The sequence below is a fragment of the Turicimonas sp. TL08 genome, from assembly GCF_054660695.1.
Window position 1 is genome coordinate 91,168 of record NZ_BAAGDP010000003.1, and the last position, 16,469, is coordinate 107,636.

The following is a 16,469-nucleotide window of genomic DNA, read 5'->3' on the forward strand; positions in this document are numbered from 1 at the left end:
AAAAACTGAATCTTCTTTATTGTATTTCTCATTTTAATCGACCGGTAAGAAGAGTTCTGACAGAATCATATTCAAGAAAGATTTTTATGCTTACTCTCTCGAATCCAATGGAGAAAATAAATGACGAATTTCAGAACTGAAAGAGATTGCCTCGGTGAAATGCAGATCCCCGATAGCGACTACTACGGCATCCAGACGCACCGCATGGAAAAAGTTTCCGGCTGTGCAGGCCTCCCTGTCATTTTCTATCCCGACATGCATTATGCGTTAGCTCAGATCAAGAAAGCTGCAGCCAAAGCAAACGGCCGTATTGGTGCAATGTCTCAAGAAGTTGCAGACGCAATCGCCCAGGCCTGTGACGAAGTTTTAACAGGAAAGTATAACGATCAATTCCCCCTTGATATGTGGCAAGGCGGCGGCTATACCTGCGTTAACATGAACGTTAATGAAGTTGTCGGCAACCGTGCAAACGAAATCCTTACAGGCGAAAAAGGCACATCCAAGGTTCACCCGAATACGCATGTGAACATGGGACAGTCCACAAATGACACCATTCCTTCTGCCACACACCTTGGAATGATCGGCCGTGTAGACAAAATGATCTGCGAACTGACCAAGCTTGCAACATCCTTCAGAAACAAACAGGAAGAATTCAAAGATATCGTTAAAGTCGGCCGCACATGCTGGCAAGACGCGCTTCCTCTAACCCTCGGTCAAGAATTCGGCGGATTTGCATCCGTTACAGAACGCTTGGTTAGAAAACTCCAACATCTCCGTCCTGGTTGCTTCGAAATCGTTATGGGCGGAAGTGCTGTTGGGACAGGATTCAGCGCTGCACCAGGCTACAAAGAAGCTATCTATGAAGAGCTAACCAAACAATACGGTGAAAAAGTTTCTCCGATGGAAGATCTCTTCGACGGATTCCAAAATCCTGACTTTATCGTAGAAATGTCCGGTGCTGTCAAAGAAGTTGCCATGACCTTGTCTAAGATCTGCAAAGACTTACGTCTTATGAGCTCTGGGCCAAGATCCGGTTTCATGGAAATCCAACTACCGGCCCTTTCTCCTGGATCTTCCATTATGCCGGGTAAGATCAATCCGACAGTTCCGGAAATGGTTATTCAGATTTCTCACCAGGTTGTCGGCAATGATGTTGCTATAGCGATGGCTTACGATGAAGGCGAACTTGACCTTAATGTTTGGGATGCGACATTCTACAAATGCTTATTCGAAAGCTTCCAATTAGTCAACTCTGAAATTGAAATCTTGCGTGTTCATTGTGTAGACGGTATTAAAGCCAACGCTGCAAGATGCGCCCAAGAAGCTAACTCTTCTATCGCCCTATCAACCGTTGTTGCTACGGCTTTGGGCTATCCGATGGGCGTAAAAGTTGCTCACTATTGTGAAGCTAACAATAAGACAGTTAAGGAAGCCGTTATTGAAATGGGTCTGATGACTGAAGAAGAAGCGCAGAAGTTGGTTGATCCAATGCTGATGACAAATCCTCATGCAATGGCACCCGTCGTTGACGCCTTCAAGAAAGAAAAGCACGCTATTTAATTTTTAGGAAAACTCCTTTCTTCCTGTTTTTTATACCAGCTTTTTGAAATCCATAAAAAAGCTCAAGCCTCGGTTCTGAAGCCTGAGGCTCTTTTTTTCTTTGTCTCACTCTGCAAATAAATACTCGCTTGAAATCCAAGGAATTATCGGACAAAGTTCGGCTTTAATCTTCTCTTGCATAAGATAGATAAGAAGGTTCTTCACGGTCCCCAACAATTCTTTGTCAAAGCTATTTCTAGAGACTAAAAAGACTTTCCTCCGTGATATCGGAGAGGGTGCTTTTACTATGGTTACCTCTTCCAAACCAACCAATGACGAAACAGCATAGGGCTGAACGAGTCCCCAACCCAAACCGGCCTTTACGAATTTCAAGATCATATTGGTATCCTCCACTTTATAGCGCGTGGAGAACCGAAGAGAGAGACGATCAAAAAACGTTGAGATTATTCTGTTGTTTGCAGTATTTTTCCCATACTGAACGAACGGGAGTTCCAGTTTGCTTAACACTTGCCAAGTTAGAGGAGAAGGAACTTCAAAGCCTCTAGGGAAAATAAGTACCCATGGCTCTTCAAATAAAAAATCCCAGGCAAGAGAATCGTCAGAAAGTACTGGAGAGGAAAGAACCCCGAGTTCTATCTCACGGTTAAGGAGGGCGAAGAAAAGACGATCCGAGGGACCGGTTTTGATTTCCAACTCATTGATGTCCTGAGACAACCCCTTGGCCACATCCGCACCTATGAAAGAACCTACAGATTCCAACATTCCAAGTTTCAAAAAAGGTTTTGTCTGACCTTTGTTTTTTAGCTGATGTAAAAGGGCACCTAACTCTTGTGTACCTTTTTCTAAACCAGCAAGTAATAGCCTTCCTTCATGCGTCAGTCGTAACGGACGAGCGTCTCTTTCAAAAAGTCTGAAGCCCAGTTTCGTTTCAAAGCTTTTAATCGACTGAGAAATTGACGACTGAGAGACATGAAGACGCTGTGCAGTGGAAGAAAAAGAGCGAGAGCTTGCCGCTTCAAGAAAAATTGCAGCATTCCTTGTTAAAAGAGAATCCTCTAAGAGCGAATCGTTTTCCATAGCCATCATAAGTAAACGCTAATACTATTAATTAAATTAATCACTTCTAATTCACAAATTCATTATAAATAACTAAACTTTTTTCATAATCCTCATTTTTCAAGGAACTAAGAATGCCGAAAGTAATTCACAATCTTCCTATTACTGGCATTGCCAGCTTTGCTAAATATCCCATCTGTACAGATCTTGACCAAATCGACGACGCCGACATGGTTGTCATGGGAATTCCTTACGACATGGGTGCTCCTTACCTGAGCGGTGCTAAGTTCGGGCCAAGAAGAATCCGTGAAGTATCTTGTCATTACGGCCGTGGTCCCGCAGGCTTCTGGGATCCGGAAAGAATGGAGCAATATTTAGAAGCACCGGTCAAAGTAGTTGACGCCGGAGACGTTGATATGGATCCGATGGATTTCCACAAGAGCTTTGAAAACGTCACAGAAGCTGTCAGGAAGATCGTTTCTAAAGGTGCAATTCCTGTCATGATGGGCGGAGACCACTCTGTTACCATCCCTCAAGCCATGGCAATGGACATGTACGATGACATTTGCATCGTGCAATTTGATGCGCACTTGGACTTCGGAAAAAGAACTTGGACGAACGGAAGTCCAATGAGAATGATTTCCGAGATGCCACATTTCACAAAGATGTGCCAAATCGGCATGAGAGGTCTAGGCAGCAATACCCGAGAAGACTTTCAAGCCGCTTATGCTTATGGTTCTGTTGTTATTCCTTCTCGTAAAGCATTAGAACTCGGAGCACAGGAAGTCATCAAGATGATTCCGGAAGCCAAGAATTATTTTGTGACCATTGACATTGACGGATACGACATGAGCACCGCCCCTGGTGTTGGCTCTCCTTCTCCAGGAGGCTTGAACTACAACTTTGTCACCGATGTCCTCGAAGGCATCGCTAAAAAAGGCAACGTCATCGGCTTTGACTTAGTTGAAGTTGCTCCTCAATACGATCCGACAGGCATCACTCCAAGACTGGGAGCTATGACAATGCTGGCTTTCATGGGCTTCATCATGAAAGAAAGAGAAAAGAAAGGTTTGTTGAAAAACAAAAAAGCTGAATAACTTTTCTTCTTAACAAAAGCACAGAGCGGTTGAAAGCCGCTCTTTTCTTTTTTAGGAGCTCTCCTAGGAAAAGTCTTCTCTAGACAAAGAGGACCATTCCATTATCATGGAAAGAACAACTAGAAAAAACGATAATCCTAAGGAACAAGCATGAACTTAACTTATCTTTGGCTCATCTGTGCCATATCCTTGGCATGCGCTGATTTGCTTCTCGGAACAGCTTATCTTCTTATCCTCGGCATCGCCGCCGCTTTGGCTTTTCTGGTTTCTCTTTTTACCGACTCTTTCACAGCTCAAGCTTGGGGATTTGTTCTATTTTCAGTCATCGGTGTACTTTTCTACAGCCTCCGGAGGAAGAGCTCATTAAAGCAGACAATCAATTCCGAAAAGCTTCAGAATATTAATGAAGGACAGCTTGTAGAAGTCCATTATTGGGATAAGTACGGCAGAACAAAAGTCTTTTACCGAGGGTCTCACTGGGAAGCCGTCCCTCTCAAAGGGAACCTTCCAACTCCGGGCGTATGGGAAATAATCGGCATGACCGGAAACACACTAATCATCAAATTTATCAATAACAAATAAGGAGAACTTGAATGGAAGCAGAAAATGTTGTGTTATTGGAGTGGGGGGCTCTCATTCCGGTTTTAATTATCTTTGCCGTCATTTTTATCTACAAATCCGTGAAGGTAGTTCCCCAACAAGATGCTTGGGTCGTAGAACGCTTTGGAAAATTTAATGCCGTTTTGCAACCGGGTCTGAATTTCATCATCCCTTTAATTGACAAAATCGCTTACCGTCACTCCCTTAAAGAAATTCCTTTAGATACCTCGAGCCAAATCTGCATTACCAAAGACAACACTCAACTTCAAGTCGATGGAGTGCTCTATTTTCAAGTCACAAACCCTGAGCTGGCCAGCTATGGAACATCAGACTATGTGATGGCGATTACCCAGCTAGCTCAAACTTCTTTAAGAAGTGTTATTGGAACCATGTCTTTGGATAAGACATTTGAAGAACGTGATGAAATTAACGCGCGAGTCGTACAGGCAGTAGATGAAGCAGCTCAAACGTGGGGCGTTAAAGTCTTAAGATATGAAATCAAAGACCTAACACCGCCAAAAGAAATTCTTAGAGCCATGCAGCTTCAGATTACCGCTGAAAGGGAAAAACGTGCGGTCGTAGCGGCATCAGAAGGCCAAAAACAAAAGGAAATCAATATTGCGGAAGGCAATCGTGCCGCTTTAATCGCACAATCGGAAGGTGAAATGCAAGCTGCAATTAATAAAGCGGAAGGAGAGGCCAGAGCCATCGAAGCAGTTGCCAAAGCACAAGCTGAAGCCATCCGTGTAGTAGCCGACTCAATTGCCCAGCCAAGCGGCATAGCTGCCGTTAACCTTCAAGTAGCGGAAAAATACGTAGAAGCCTTTGGAAATGTCGCTAAAACCAACAATACCATGCTTCTGCCTGCTAACTTTGCCGACATGGGCTCAATGATTGCCACTGCCATGACTATCGTCAAAGAAACCAAAGCTCAACAGTAATTTCTTCCTTCCTTGGATGAGAGAAGTTTTAAGACCAACTTCTCCATCCAATTTTTCTTCTAAATTTCCGTTGGCAATTCGTGGACAATCTCGTTTTTATCTTTCTCTTCCAGAGCACTGAAAAGTTTTAATGCGTAAACAACTCCGCCGACAAGGCAGGCCATTCCAACCACAAGAGAGACCGGAGGAAGCTTCCACTCATAGACATGGGCCCATACCACAGAAAAAATAGTTTCGAAAACCAGCATCTGACCAACGAGAGCTGTCGGAACTCTTTGGCTCATAGCATTCCAGAGTGCCGTTGCTACAAAAGAACACATGACACCGGCAAAAAGACTCCATCCTACGAAGTCGACCGGCTGAGGGCCTAAGAACTGGGGCATATCGCCCTTCAGATACCATACCAGTACATATAAAACCAGCCCGAAAGGAAGCAGAAGACTGCACTGCATGCTTGTGAAAAACACCGGACTAACTTTCGGATGTTCTAACAGCCAATCCGCATTTTTGATAGGGTACCAAGTCCAAGCAACCGTGGATGCAATTGCAAAAGCGGTTCCGATAGCGAAATTCACCGCGCTATTTCCTGAAGAAAAGGACTCGACTAGGCCGTTATAGTTAGAAAAGGCCAATCCGAGAAGAATCAAGCCGAGCGGGAAAACCAGCTGAGAATTAGGCAGGTAACGTTTGCCTTTTTTCCGGTCTCTTTCGTTAGCAATAATAGCGACCAGCACAGGGATTAAGCCAAAGAAAGTTGCTGCAAGAGGTACACCTGCATACTGAATCGCTGTAAACAGGAACCACGGCTGAATAAGGTTGCCAATCATTGTCAGCACAAAAGCGAACTTCCAATCTTTGAAACTGATCTTAGAAAGGTACGTCTTTTGGATCCAAAGTCCGAGCAACGCAGTCAACCCCATTACTATGGCTCTTGCAATGGAAATATATAAAGTGTCATAGCCCGGAAGGACAATCGGGAGCAAGTAAGTAAGGCCCCACAGAGCACAAGCAAGGAGGCCAAATCCAACACCTAACAGCATTTTTTATATTCTCCGAAGGAGATACCACTGTACTATTGTTCAGCTGCTTAGGTGTCCCTTATTTAAAAATTTAAGGAAGTTCAATAAATAATTTTTATGCTTTGGCTACTTGAAGGACTGTTTTAAGAACTCTGCTAGTCTGCCTCGGAAAGGTGAATTATTGTCTGAAAAAACTCCAAGGTAACTCTTTCCCGGGACGTCCCAAACTTCAGCTTGTTCAGGCAGCACTGCCGATAGCAGCGCCTGCTCCGTTTTTCTAACGAAGTCATCTTTCTGAGGTTTAACAACCACTAACGGACATTGAATCGTTGGAAGTACTTCCATCGGCTCCAATGCGTCGGATTTAAGTAATTTAGAAATCACATCCCCAACAACGGGCCCGTACCTCTCTTTGAGCCAACCTTTTCTGGTCGCATAGATAGACTCAACAACCAACGCTTTCACTTCGCTTGGATGAGCGGCAGCAAAACGAAGGGCGGCATCTGCGCCTACGCCTTGGCCCAGAACAGCCAAACGATTCATGCAGTATTTTTCTAGATTTCCCGGAACCTCATTTATGGCTTTCCAAGCAGTTTCCCCGTCTGTGGCAATACCGGCAAGAGTCGTTGAACCTTGACTATGGCCGATACCGCGATAATCAAAGAGACCTACTGCATATCCTTCCAATGCCAAATAAGCGACTTGCTGCAAGTTGTAGGACATGTTGAATTGCCCCGAATGGAAAAAGAGAACAAAACCTCTGCAAGACTGCCCTTTAGATAACCTTGGCTGGAGAACTTGATAGCAAACCGACTCTTTATCTGAAATGGATGCCTCACCATACTCAGCTGTTAAACCGTAATGCTGAGCGCTCCAATAAGGGAGCGATGTTCCTCGGAAAAACATGCTCTCAGTCATATCAGATAAAAAACTCATTCTCTTCTCCGATGAGGAAATTTTTGGGAAAGTCTTTTCAGTTTAATCTTTTGGCTTACAAATGTGCCTAAGGTATATCCATGACCTTTGGTTCTTTAACCGAGGTAGCAGCACTTCCTCGGCCTCTCAAAAATGAACTATATGTTTAGACTCTTTGTAGTCTGTTTTTATTATGAAGTATAGTTATAGTTAGTAGTCTTTTTAATTCTAAAAAGAAAACCTTTCGTACTTAAGTTTAAAGTTTAGAAAACAAACTATCTTAGGTTCAACGTCATGCGATTAGAGAAAGATTCTTTAGGAACGCTTGAGGTTCCTGACAACGCTTATTACGGCATTCAAACTGTCAGATGCGCAGCCAATCACAACGTCACCAATCACACTTTCTGCGAACTTCCACGAATCCAGAGAGCCCTTGCAGAGATAAAGAAAGCTTGTGCAATAACTAATCAACAAATTGGTGCCTTAGAGAAAGCTAAGGCGGAAGTCATCGTTCAAGCTTGTGATGAAATTATTGCCGGTAAATTCCAAGATCAGTTTCCAATCAATGTTTGGCGCTCACACGGAACAGGGGCCAACATGAATGTCAATGAAATCATTGCTAATAGAGCCAATGAAATATTGACTGGCCACAAGGGCTATGAAGAAGTCCATCCCAACACTCATGTGAATATGTGTCAGTCCTCCAACGATGTCTATCCGACCGTACAGTCCATTGTTCTATACAGACAGATTGGCGAGGCCCTAGAATCCGTCCAGCTGTTGGAAGACGCGTTAGGTCACAAAGCTAAAGAATTCAAAAACATCGTAAGGCTCGGTCGGACCTGTTTACAAGATGCCGTACCCAATACTTTCGGTCAAGTTTTTGGCGGTTGGCAGCACATGATTCATCGCTTGAAGAACAGACTTGCTGACTATCGCGATGAGTACACGAGTGTAGTTTTAGGCGCAACAGTCCTCGGTACAGGAATGGGCCAAATGCCCGGCTATTCCGAACATATTATGGACAACCTCTCCCAGGTATTAGGTTGGAAAGTTCAGTGGCCTTCATGGGACGAGGAAGTCATTCAGGACAGTGCGGCTTTTGACGGTATGCAAAACTGTGACCATTCACTTGTCCTCGCAGGTCTGTTGAAAGCTCTTTGCTGTGCGGCAGGAAGAATTTCTAAAGATCTCTGTATCCTTTCATCAGGCCCGAAACACGGTTTCGGAGAAATCAATCTTCCCCAAAAAGCAGACGAGGATTATTCCTCGGTGCCTCAGCTCATGTTCGAAATTATGCAGCAGTCCATTATTACCGATCAGGCTGCTACTTTAACAGTCAATGAAAATGACAGTGATGAAGCCATCACAGACAGTCCAAGCTTCATGGGTCTAATGGAAACATTGGACAACATTACGGAGGGCTTCAAAATCTTCGCAGAAGATTGTATTTCCGGCATCACGGTAAATGAAGAAAAAGTAAATACGAATGCAGAAATGTCAACATCTTTGGCCACGATGGTCAGTGCATTGTTCGGATATCAGGTCGGTACCAGAATTGCTCATCGTGCTTGGAATGAAGGCATCTCTTGTCGAGAGGCTGCTTTGGAAGAAAATCTTCTGACTCAAGAGCAAGCAAACGATCTATTCGATATCCAAAAACTAATCGACAGAGAGGCATTAGTTCAGATGTTTGCCAAATACGGTTCCTTGAGAAACATTAAGTAAGTTGAGGCACTAAATGAAAAACCTTACCAGCTCAATTACATGGTCCGCTTACCCTGAATATCCTCGTGCCATACTCTCCATCCTTCAGGTAATTGTAACCGCAAAATCCAAAATCGGACTCGTTTCTGAAGACACCTCTCGAGCAATTGAAGAAGCTATTCGGAGGGCTATGCAGGCTCCATTTGATTGGAAGATCTTAGGAAATTCAGATCTATCTTTGACAAAGGAAATTCTTGAAGACGTCATATCAAAAATTCCTGGAAATTTACAGCTTGAGGCCAGAGAGGCCTTAACCGCGGGATATTCACCCTACGCGCTTTTCTTAACTGCCAAAGAGTATGTCATTCTTCGAGAACTTCGGCTTTTGCTTGACTCAACAACCAATCTAAAAAAGACGCTTTTGCAAAAAGCCAAAGCCTTTTCCAAAGAATACACATATGCAAGAGACCACTTGAGGGATGCAGATGAAATTAATTTCTCCAGCGTATTCGAGATATTCGAGCAAGGTATTTCCGAACAAGCCGAACTTATTGGCTGCTCACTTAGCCGCTGGAATATCAATTATTTAACCTCCTTCAGACCAGGTTTAGAAGAGGCTCCGACAGACATACCGGGATTTCAGAACGCCCTAGGACAAGAGCTGGAAAAACAGTTTGGGATGAAACTAGACAATCTGCAGGGACATTTAGATTTCTTGAACTTCGGAGTCAAGCTGCTTAACTCGCACGCTCTGCTGCAAGGCCTCTCCACGCAGGTTTGGAGAATTGCAAACGACCTCAGAATTCGAGCTTCCGGTCCTAGAGGCGGCTTGAGTGAAATAACACTTCCGGCAGTTGCCCCCGGTTCTTCCATCATGCCGGGAAAGCTGAATCCGGTTATTGCAGAAATGATTTACGGAACATGTGATCAAGTGGATGCAGATCACGCCGGCATCAGCATGTCTCTCAAATCAGGATGGCTAGAGACAGCTTCTACCTCCTCTCTCTCTCTAAAGGCTTACCTTCAAAGCGTTGAACTATTAAGGCGTTCCATTGATTGCTTTACCAACCTATGCATTAGCGGCGTGGAAATTAACAAAAAGGCTTAAGTTTTCAGAGGTCACAATGAATATCAGTGGTTCTTATATCAAAGGCGTTCTCCTTGTTCTGCTAAGTGCGCTTTGTTTCAGCATCAGCGGGACTCTACAAGCTCTTGCCCCGGAAGGGTCCAATCCATTCATCATCACGGAGATGCGAATGATCATCGGATCCTTATTCCTTTATTTCTGGTGCCGAGCTTTTAAAAAGCTTCCCCATAGCTACAAAGACCTGCCTTGGAAATCACTTTTCATCTGTGCAATTTTCCTTCTGATAGGTCAGCTTTGCTTCTTCACGGGAATGGCCAATATCGGCGTAGCTGCCGGTGCTGTGATCTCTATTGGTTCTGCTCCGATATTTGCTGCCATTATTTCCAGAATTTTTTTCAAGATTTCCCCCCCCCAAGGCTTGGTACGCTGCTACCTTTTTAGCCATAGCGGGAGTCGCGCTTATCAATGGGGGCGACCTAAATCAGTCCAGACTATTCTTTATCCTGATACTCCTCACCGACGGGTTGACGTATGCTGCCTACATCAATTTCAGCTCAAAACTCGGAGATAAGCTGGATAGCGATGCTGCAGTTATGCTGATTCTTGCCATCATTGCCGTAGCACTCTCTCCCGTCCTCTTTATCTTTCCTATTTCCTGGACCTACTCTTCTTTAAACGGAATATTCGTTTGTCTTGGACTCGGTATATTTACAGGAGGAATGGCATTTGCATTCTTAACCTCAGGCGCCAGACTTGTAAGTCCTGCCGTCGCATCCACTCTTTGTTTGGCCGAGCCTTTAGGTGCCGTCTGCTGGGGCATCTTCCTTCTTAAGGAGGAAACTTCGCTTACAACCCTACTTGGAATTGCCTCCGTCCTTTTATCTATCATTGTTCTGGTATTTTTTGCCAAAGAGCCGAAGAAACCTTCTAATCCAAAGGCTCAAGAAATCTCGCAAATACAGAGCTCTTCAACAATTCCCGATGTCTAGTACACTAGTTTCTCATTGGAAGAAATGGGGAGCAGATTTTCATGAAGCTACAAGAAACCGGAGCCTTGAAGCCGAGCTGGCGTGCTTTTCTTCTTCTTTGTGAGGCACAAAGTTTCTCCAATGTAGCCGAGACTGTGGGTATTTCACAATCCGCTCTATCCAAAACGATTAAAGGTATTGAGTCAGAACTTGGCTTTCCTTTATTTGACAGAACTAAACGTCCGATTGTTCCTACGCCAGAAGCTCTACTTCTGAGAGAAGAATTATTAGTAATGTCTGCAGCAATCGATGAAAAAATTAAGAAACTGCGGCTTCAGAAAGATCTGCGTCCTACATTGCGTTTTGGCTGTGTTGACAGTGTATGCCGCTTCATCGTCCCTGCTCTTATTAATCATTTTGGAGACAGTCTTTCTAAGTTTTCACAGATCACCGCAAATTCAGGAATTCTTATCAAGAAGCTCATATCAAACGAGTTGGATGTAATTTTGGTCAGCGGTTCCTTTGATGAAATAAGCGGGCTCTACCGTAGAAAGATCTTCACGGAACCTTCCTTAATTGTCCTTCCTCCGAAATTTGGAGAAATTGAAAAACAATGGAGTTGGCAAGACCTTCAAAAGCTAGAGCTGCCTCTTCTTTCTTCATCAGAATCGAGTGAGGCAAAAAGACTGAATGAGAGGTTCTTAAGCAGTTCCAGGCTTCATTTTTTTTCTCCCTATCAAATTGATTCTGATGAAATAATGATTTCATTGATTGAATCAGGAATAGGGTGGGCGATAACGCGCCCTTCAACACTCTTAGCTTCGCGAAAGGACAAACTTAGCGTGTCTTTACTTCCGCTTCCTAAAGGAAGTTTTGACCGGCACCTTTATTTGATGAGTAAAGAGAATTTTTTTATCTCAGAAGTTAATACCATTGAGTCGGTATGCAAATCGGTTCTTCAATCTGAAATTAAACCGCTTTTAAAAGAACTTTTTAAATATACAGAACTCTTTCAACTCGCTAAACAAATTAAGTAGAACTTAATTAAAAAAGAAACCTCTCTTCATTTTCTTGGCTGCTCGTATCCCCGCTTTTAGAGTGGTGTCATTCCATTGAAGAGCGCATCATCCGCCCGTTGCTCTAACCATAAATCAAATTTATAGGCACGATGTAATTTGGATTATTAGAAGTGCAAACGGACAGAGGTTCTCAGAAAATGGATATGAACCAAATATTTAAGGTCTTGAGAATATTTGGGCACCATCTTTCTAAAACAACTATCAATCCAAGGAGGAAGAAGGTCTCAGGACTCTGTACCTTCTGCTTTTATGATTACTCTTATTGAACTACTTATCGTCTTCGGAGCCATTTTCATGGGCGTCCGTCACGGGAGCTTAGCTCTAGGTTTTTGGGGCGGTTTGGGCTTAGTTGTATTGGGCGTATGCTTCGGTGTATTTCCTACTGCCCCTCCGATCGACGTTATGCTCATCATTTTGGCTGTCTGCATGTGCGCAGCCTGTATGGAAGCTGTCGGCGGCTTAGACATTCTTGTTAGAATTGCTGCCCGCATCATTCGCGCAAAACCAAAAATGGTCGGAGTTATCGCTCCGGTTGTCAGCTTCTTCCTAACATTCTTTGCTGGTACAGGAAACGCTGTCTACGCTATTCTGCCAGTGGTTTATGAAGTGTCTTACAACGCAGGTGTACGTCCTGAAAAGGCTATGGCCGGAACTGCGGTTGCAGGTCAGGTAGGCATTACTGCCAGCCCGATTGCCGCTGCTATGGCTGCTATGATTGGTTTGTTTGCTCAAAACAATCACGGAGATATTGGCTTAGGCTCAATCTTGATGATTACCTTCCCAGCCTGCTTAATCGGCGTTGTTCTCGGCTCTGCAATCTGCCTTCTGTTTGGTAAGGGTTTAGATGACGATCCAGAATATCAAGCACGTTTGAAAGCCGGTCTTGTTCTTCCTCCTCAACCAATCTCAAATCACAAGCTTCCTCCGCAAGCTTTATGGTCTGTTCTTATCTTCTTGGGCGCCATCGTTGTCATCGTTGCAGCCGGCTTCTTCCCTGAACTAAGAGTACTTCCGGGTCAAACCAAGGGCGTTGGAATGGCACTTGTAATCGAAGCGGTCATGCTCGCAGCCGGTGCTCTCATGATGCTCTTCTGCAAACCTGATGTTAAAAAAGTTGTTAAGAGCCCCGTCATGGAAGCTGCCGTTGTTTCTCTCGGATGCGTATTTGGTGTTGCTTGGATGGCTGACTCCTTCATTGCTGCTAATAAGGAAATCTTCCTTCAGGTTGCTGGGCAATTAGCGCAAACCGCTCCCTGGCTGTTCTCATTCATTCTTGCCGGTATGTCTGCCTTGTTGGCAAGTCAAGGTGCTACTACTCGTGCCATCATGCCTCTGGGATTTGTTCTTGGCATTAACCCCTGGTACTTGATTGCAATGTTCCCGGCTGTTAACTGCTTGTTCATTCTCCCGACTTCCGGCCCAGCATTGGCTGCAGTTGGTATGGACCGTTCCGGTACTACTTATATTGGCAAATACGTCCTTAATCACTCCTTCCAGTTACCCGGCATTTTGATGGTAGCCATTGCAGTGTTGTCTGCCTTTGCAATCGTCCAATTGTTCGTAATTTAATAAAACCTTTACGAGCTAGCTAAAAGAAACCCGGCCGCAGCCGGGTTTCTTATGGTCAGAAGATCGGAAGTCTGAATGATTTCTCTAGGGATTCATCTTCAAATTAATCAACTAAATGAATCTCTCCCCCGTCTTCTACTAACCGATAATCGTATTTTTTCTTGCCGTTAATTTCTTCAAGCCATGCGGCACGAGGTTCCTCAATATCCAAATTGGCATTGATAAATCTTTCAGCCTCAAGTTTGGTCGCGAAATTTTCACATCCGTCCGAATACTCCACGATTACCTGTGTTACTACGTCTCTTCTCATTCCTCTGCCTTTGCCATCTTCGCAATGATATATGCCACACTAGCCGTCAGCTTCTGAGCATAATCTATATGCAGGAACTCATTGGGACCATGTGCATTCGATTTGGGTCCTAACACCCCGGCAACTACGAATTCAGCACTCGGCCATTCTCTGGAGAAAACGTTGAGCAACGGGATGGAAGCACCCATTCCCAAATAACAGAAATCATTGCCCCACAATGACTTAGAGGCCTTTTTGAAAGATTTCTTCAGCCACTTTTTCGGCTCTTTAGCAACCCAACCGTTGCTCATCACAACGGGCTCATAATCCACCTTGGCATTAAACGGTGGATGTGCCGTAACAACATCTTTAAATGCCTGAGAAGCTAAGGAAGCTTCCACATTCGGAGGCAGTCTCATGCCAATCTTGATTTTCGTCCAAGGTCTTAAAACGTTTCCCCCGTTTTCTACTGAAGGTATCCCGTCGGCTCCCGTAACCGTCAATGCCGGTTCCCAATTTCTACGCAAGATGCATTCCATCGGCTCATCACAGAGCGGAGAAGTCTCTCCGGCCCACGGGAATTGTTCCCAAGCTTTATCACCTAAAATCTTGGCAATTTTCTTGCTTTGCTTAAGAATATCGCTGGTCAAAACGGTATGGAAAGGAATACCAATGACCTTCCCGGTCTTTGAATCCTCGACTCTGTCAAGCAAACTGCGGAGAATCATAAAGGAGCTCGGAACAATCCCGCTGGCCTCTCCGGAGTGCACTCCCTCTTTCAGCACCTCGACTTTAATAGCGCCGCCAATCATTCCACGGAGAGAATTTGTAATCCACAAACGGTCATAATCCCCGCAGCTGCTGTCTAAAGCTACAACCAGACCAATGTCGCCCAACTGCTCTTCCACGTGCTTCAGATAGGTTTCGTAGTGGGCAGAGCCTGACTCTTCGCAGGTTTCAAATAGGCCTACGCAGCGAGGATGAGAAATATTTAATTCTTGCAGTGCCTTCATTGCGGATAAGGAGCAGAAGAAGGAATAACCGTCGTCGGCTGCACCCCGGCCGTAAAGTTTTCCATCTTGGACAACAGGTTTCCAAGGACCTTTATCCTCATCCCACCCAAGGTTAGGAGGCTGCTTATCCAAATGTCCGTAAAGAAATACAGACTCTTTTGCCGTGTTTCCCTCGCTGGCTTCAATTTCTACGTAAAGACACGGAGGAAAGCCTTCTTCCTGAACGATTTTCGTGGAGAGACCTTTAATATCTTGTTTTTCAACCCAATCCTTAGCAAACTCTACGGCCTTGAGAAGTACTCCGTTTTCTTCCCACTTTTTATCAAAATCAGGAGAGAGAGCCGGAATCTCAATAAAATCTTTTATGCCTTGCTCTGTCGTCTGATTCCACTTATCTTTAACTTGTTCGAAGATTTTCTCTATCATCAGTTCATATCCTTGACTACTACGGCATTTTGATGGAGCAGATCTTTAAGCTGCAGGCTAAGTTCCTTAGCCGCATCGTGCTGAAAGTTACCGCCGACTAACACACGATATAAACCATCCTTATCCACAATCTTAGCCGTTGGAAGAGTGTTTTCCTTCAAAACGGATTCAATCTTCTTTTTGAGGTTCTCAGCATTAGGCTGTGATTTAAAAACACCCAACTGAACGGAATAACCGCTCGCCTCGGCCTTGTGAACAACCTTTTCTACCTTACCGACCCCGGAAGAGCCGTCAGCCATGACAAACACGCCTTCCTCGATATATTTCACTTCTGACTTATTGTTCTGGTCCGGTGCCTTCTCCTCAGATACCGAGATAGTCTCTGCTGTAAGGATAGGAGTCGGCTCTTTCTTTTCTTGAATCAGACGACTGATGGCTTGGTCTGCCAAGTCGCTTTCAGAGGCTTCGGAAATGGTCTGACCAGTCTCCGCAGCCGTGGCCGTTTTACTGTTGGACTTCAGTATCGGCACAATAACCGGTGCTGCCGCAAGAAGAGTCTTGCGGACTGCGGAATCATTATCCCATTCACCCTTGGCGATTTGCTCTCGCGTAATTCTTTCTACTTTTAGTTTTGCCGTCCCTTTACCGGCATAGCCAAGTTTAGTCGCCGCAGCATAAGACAGATCGATGATTCTGTTATGCAAGAAAGGACCTCGGTCATTAACGCGAACAATAGCGGATCTGCCGTTCTCAAGATTCGTCACTTTAGCGTAGCTCGGAAGTTCCATTGTCTTATGGGCGGCCGTCATTTTGTACATGTCATAGACTTCTCCCGAAGAAGTCTTCTTACCATGAAACTTTTTACCGTACCAAGAACCGTAGCCGATCTGAACCATGGACTTATCCCCGGTGACGGGATAGTAGCGCTTGCCCATCACCGTATAAGGTTTGTTAGTGGCAGCAATGGGTTTTTCGACAACCGGCGTGGCATCACGCATGTCCATTTTCGATAAAGAAAATACTCCGGGAGGACCGTCATCTTCGAAATACTTACCGCCTTTATTTGAAGAACAAGCCGTAAGAAGTGAAAATGCAGCAAATATCGCTATCCAACCTACGATTCTCATCCTTCTCTCCTGACAA

16 protein-coding genes are annotated in these 16,469 nt (G+C 44.6%); 10 read left to right on the forward strand and 6 right to left on the reverse strand.

What is annotated here, in order from left to right:
• Positions 1-120: 120 nt before the first annotated feature.
• Positions 121-1,560: an aspartate ammonia-lyase gene (locus tag ACYQ4O_RS02540; RefSeq protein ID WP_460174653.1), complete on the forward strand. Its 1,440-nt coding sequence runs from the start codon at positions 121-123 to the stop codon at positions 1,558-1,560.
• A 105-nt stretch (positions 1,561-1,665) separates the two neighbouring features.
• Here ACYQ4O_RS02540 and ACYQ4O_RS02545 read toward each other — a convergent pair whose 3' ends face one another.
• Entirely contained in the window at positions 1,666-2,637 is a 972-nt protein-coding gene (locus ACYQ4O_RS02545; RefSeq protein ID WP_460174654.1) for a LysR family transcriptional regulator, read from the reverse strand.
• Between the two features lie 113 nt (positions 2,638-2,750).
• On the opposite strand from ACYQ4O_RS02545, the gene ACYQ4O_RS02550 reads away from it, so the two are divergent.
• From ACYQ4O_RS02550 to ACYQ4O_RS02560, 3 genes are all read left to right on the forward strand, one after another.
• Complete coding sequence (locus ACYQ4O_RS02550; protein ID WP_066594415.1) at positions 2,751-3,713, forward strand: agmatinase; 963 nt, start codon at positions 2,751-2,753, stop codon at positions 3,711-3,713.
• Positions 3,714-3,863: 150 nt separating this feature from the next.
• Positions 3,864-4,295, forward strand: a complete 432-nt coding sequence (locus ACYQ4O_RS02555) for an NfeD family protein (protein WP_066594417.1) — start codon at positions 3,864-3,866, stop codon at positions 4,293-4,295.
• 11 nt (positions 4,296-4,306) lie between these two features.
• The gene (locus tag ACYQ4O_RS02560) at positions 4,307-5,254 is read left to right on the forward strand and encodes an SPFH domain-containing protein (protein ID WP_308512904.1); all 948 of its coding nucleotides are present in this window, start codon (positions 4,307-4,309) and stop codon (positions 5,252-5,254) included.
• A 59-nt stretch (positions 5,255-5,313) separates the two neighbouring features.
• On the opposite strand, the gene ACYQ4O_RS02565 is transcribed toward ACYQ4O_RS02560, so the two are convergent.
• A complete protein-coding gene (locus ACYQ4O_RS02565; RefSeq protein WP_460174655.1) occupies positions 5,314-6,294 on the reverse strand; it encodes a DMT family transporter in 981 nt (326 codons plus the stop codon).
• 105 nt (positions 6,295-6,399) lie between these two features.
• A complete protein-coding gene (locus tag ACYQ4O_RS02570; RefSeq protein ID WP_460174656.1) occupies positions 6,400-7,209 on the reverse strand; it encodes an alpha/beta fold hydrolase in 810 nt (269 codons plus the stop codon).
• Between the two features lie 273 nt (positions 7,210-7,482).
• Between ACYQ4O_RS02570 and ACYQ4O_RS02575 the strand changes: the two genes are divergently transcribed.
• From ACYQ4O_RS02575 to ACYQ4O_RS02600, 6 genes are all read left to right on the forward strand, one after another.
• Positions 7,483-8,916 (forward strand): lyase family protein, encoded by a 1,434-nt coding sequence (locus ACYQ4O_RS02575; protein WP_460174657.1) that lies wholly within the window; start codon positions 7,483-7,485, stop codon positions 8,914-8,916.
• Positions 8,917-8,929: 13 nt separating this feature from the next.
• Positions 8,930-10,003, forward strand: a complete 1,074-nt coding sequence (locus tag ACYQ4O_RS02580; RefSeq protein ID WP_460174658.1) for a lyase family protein — start codon at positions 8,930-8,932, stop codon at positions 10,001-10,003.
• Between the two features lie 16 nt (positions 10,004-10,019).
• Positions 10,020-10,553 (forward strand): DMT family transporter, encoded by a 534-nt coding sequence (locus tag ACYQ4O_RS02585; protein ID WP_460174659.1) that lies wholly within the window; start codon positions 10,020-10,022, stop codon positions 10,551-10,553.
• The gene (locus ACYQ4O_RS02590) at positions 10,489-10,971 is read left to right on the forward strand and encodes an EamA family transporter (RefSeq protein ID WP_460174689.1); all 483 of its coding nucleotides are present in this window, start codon (positions 10,489-10,491) and stop codon (positions 10,969-10,971) included. Before ACYQ4O_RS02585 ends, ACYQ4O_RS02590 begins: the two co-directional genes overlap by 65 nt.
• A 41-nt stretch (positions 10,972-11,012) precedes the next feature.
• Positions 11,013-11,987, forward strand: a complete 975-nt coding sequence (locus ACYQ4O_RS02595; RefSeq protein ID WP_460174660.1) for a LysR family transcriptional regulator — start codon at positions 11,013-11,015, stop codon at positions 11,985-11,987.
• A 291-nt stretch (positions 11,988-12,278) separates the two neighbouring features.
• On the forward strand, positions 12,279-13,598 hold the full coding sequence (locus tag ACYQ4O_RS02600; RefSeq protein WP_460174661.1) for an anaerobic C4-dicarboxylate transporter family protein: 1,320 nt from the start codon (positions 12,279-12,281) through the stop codon (positions 13,596-13,598).
• 103 nt (positions 13,599-13,701) lie between these two features.
• On the opposite strand, the gene ACYQ4O_RS02605 is transcribed toward ACYQ4O_RS02600, so the two are convergent.
• Genes ACYQ4O_RS02605 through ACYQ4O_RS02615 form a run of 3 tightly spaced genes read right to left on the reverse strand, consistent with a single transcriptional unit; the run spans position 13,702 to position 16,453 of the window.
• Entirely contained in the window at positions 13,702-13,908 is a 207-nt protein-coding gene (locus ACYQ4O_RS02605) for a hypothetical protein (RefSeq protein ID WP_308512912.1), read from the reverse strand.
• Complete coding sequence (locus ACYQ4O_RS02610) at positions 13,905-15,326, reverse strand: M20/M25/M40 family metallo-hydrolase (RefSeq protein ID WP_460174662.1); 1,422 nt, start codon at positions 15,324-15,326, stop codon at positions 13,905-13,907. Before ACYQ4O_RS02610 ends, ACYQ4O_RS02605 begins: the two co-directional genes overlap by 4 nt.
• Positions 15,326-16,453 carry a septal ring lytic transglycosylase RlpA family protein gene (locus tag ACYQ4O_RS02615; protein ID WP_460174663.1) on the reverse strand — a complete coding sequence of 376 codons (1,128 nt, stop codon included), beginning with the start codon at positions 16,451-16,453 and terminating at the stop codon, positions 15,326-15,328. Before ACYQ4O_RS02615 ends, ACYQ4O_RS02610 begins: the two co-directional genes overlap by 1 nt.
• Between the last annotated feature and the right edge of the window lie 16 nt (positions 16,454-16,469).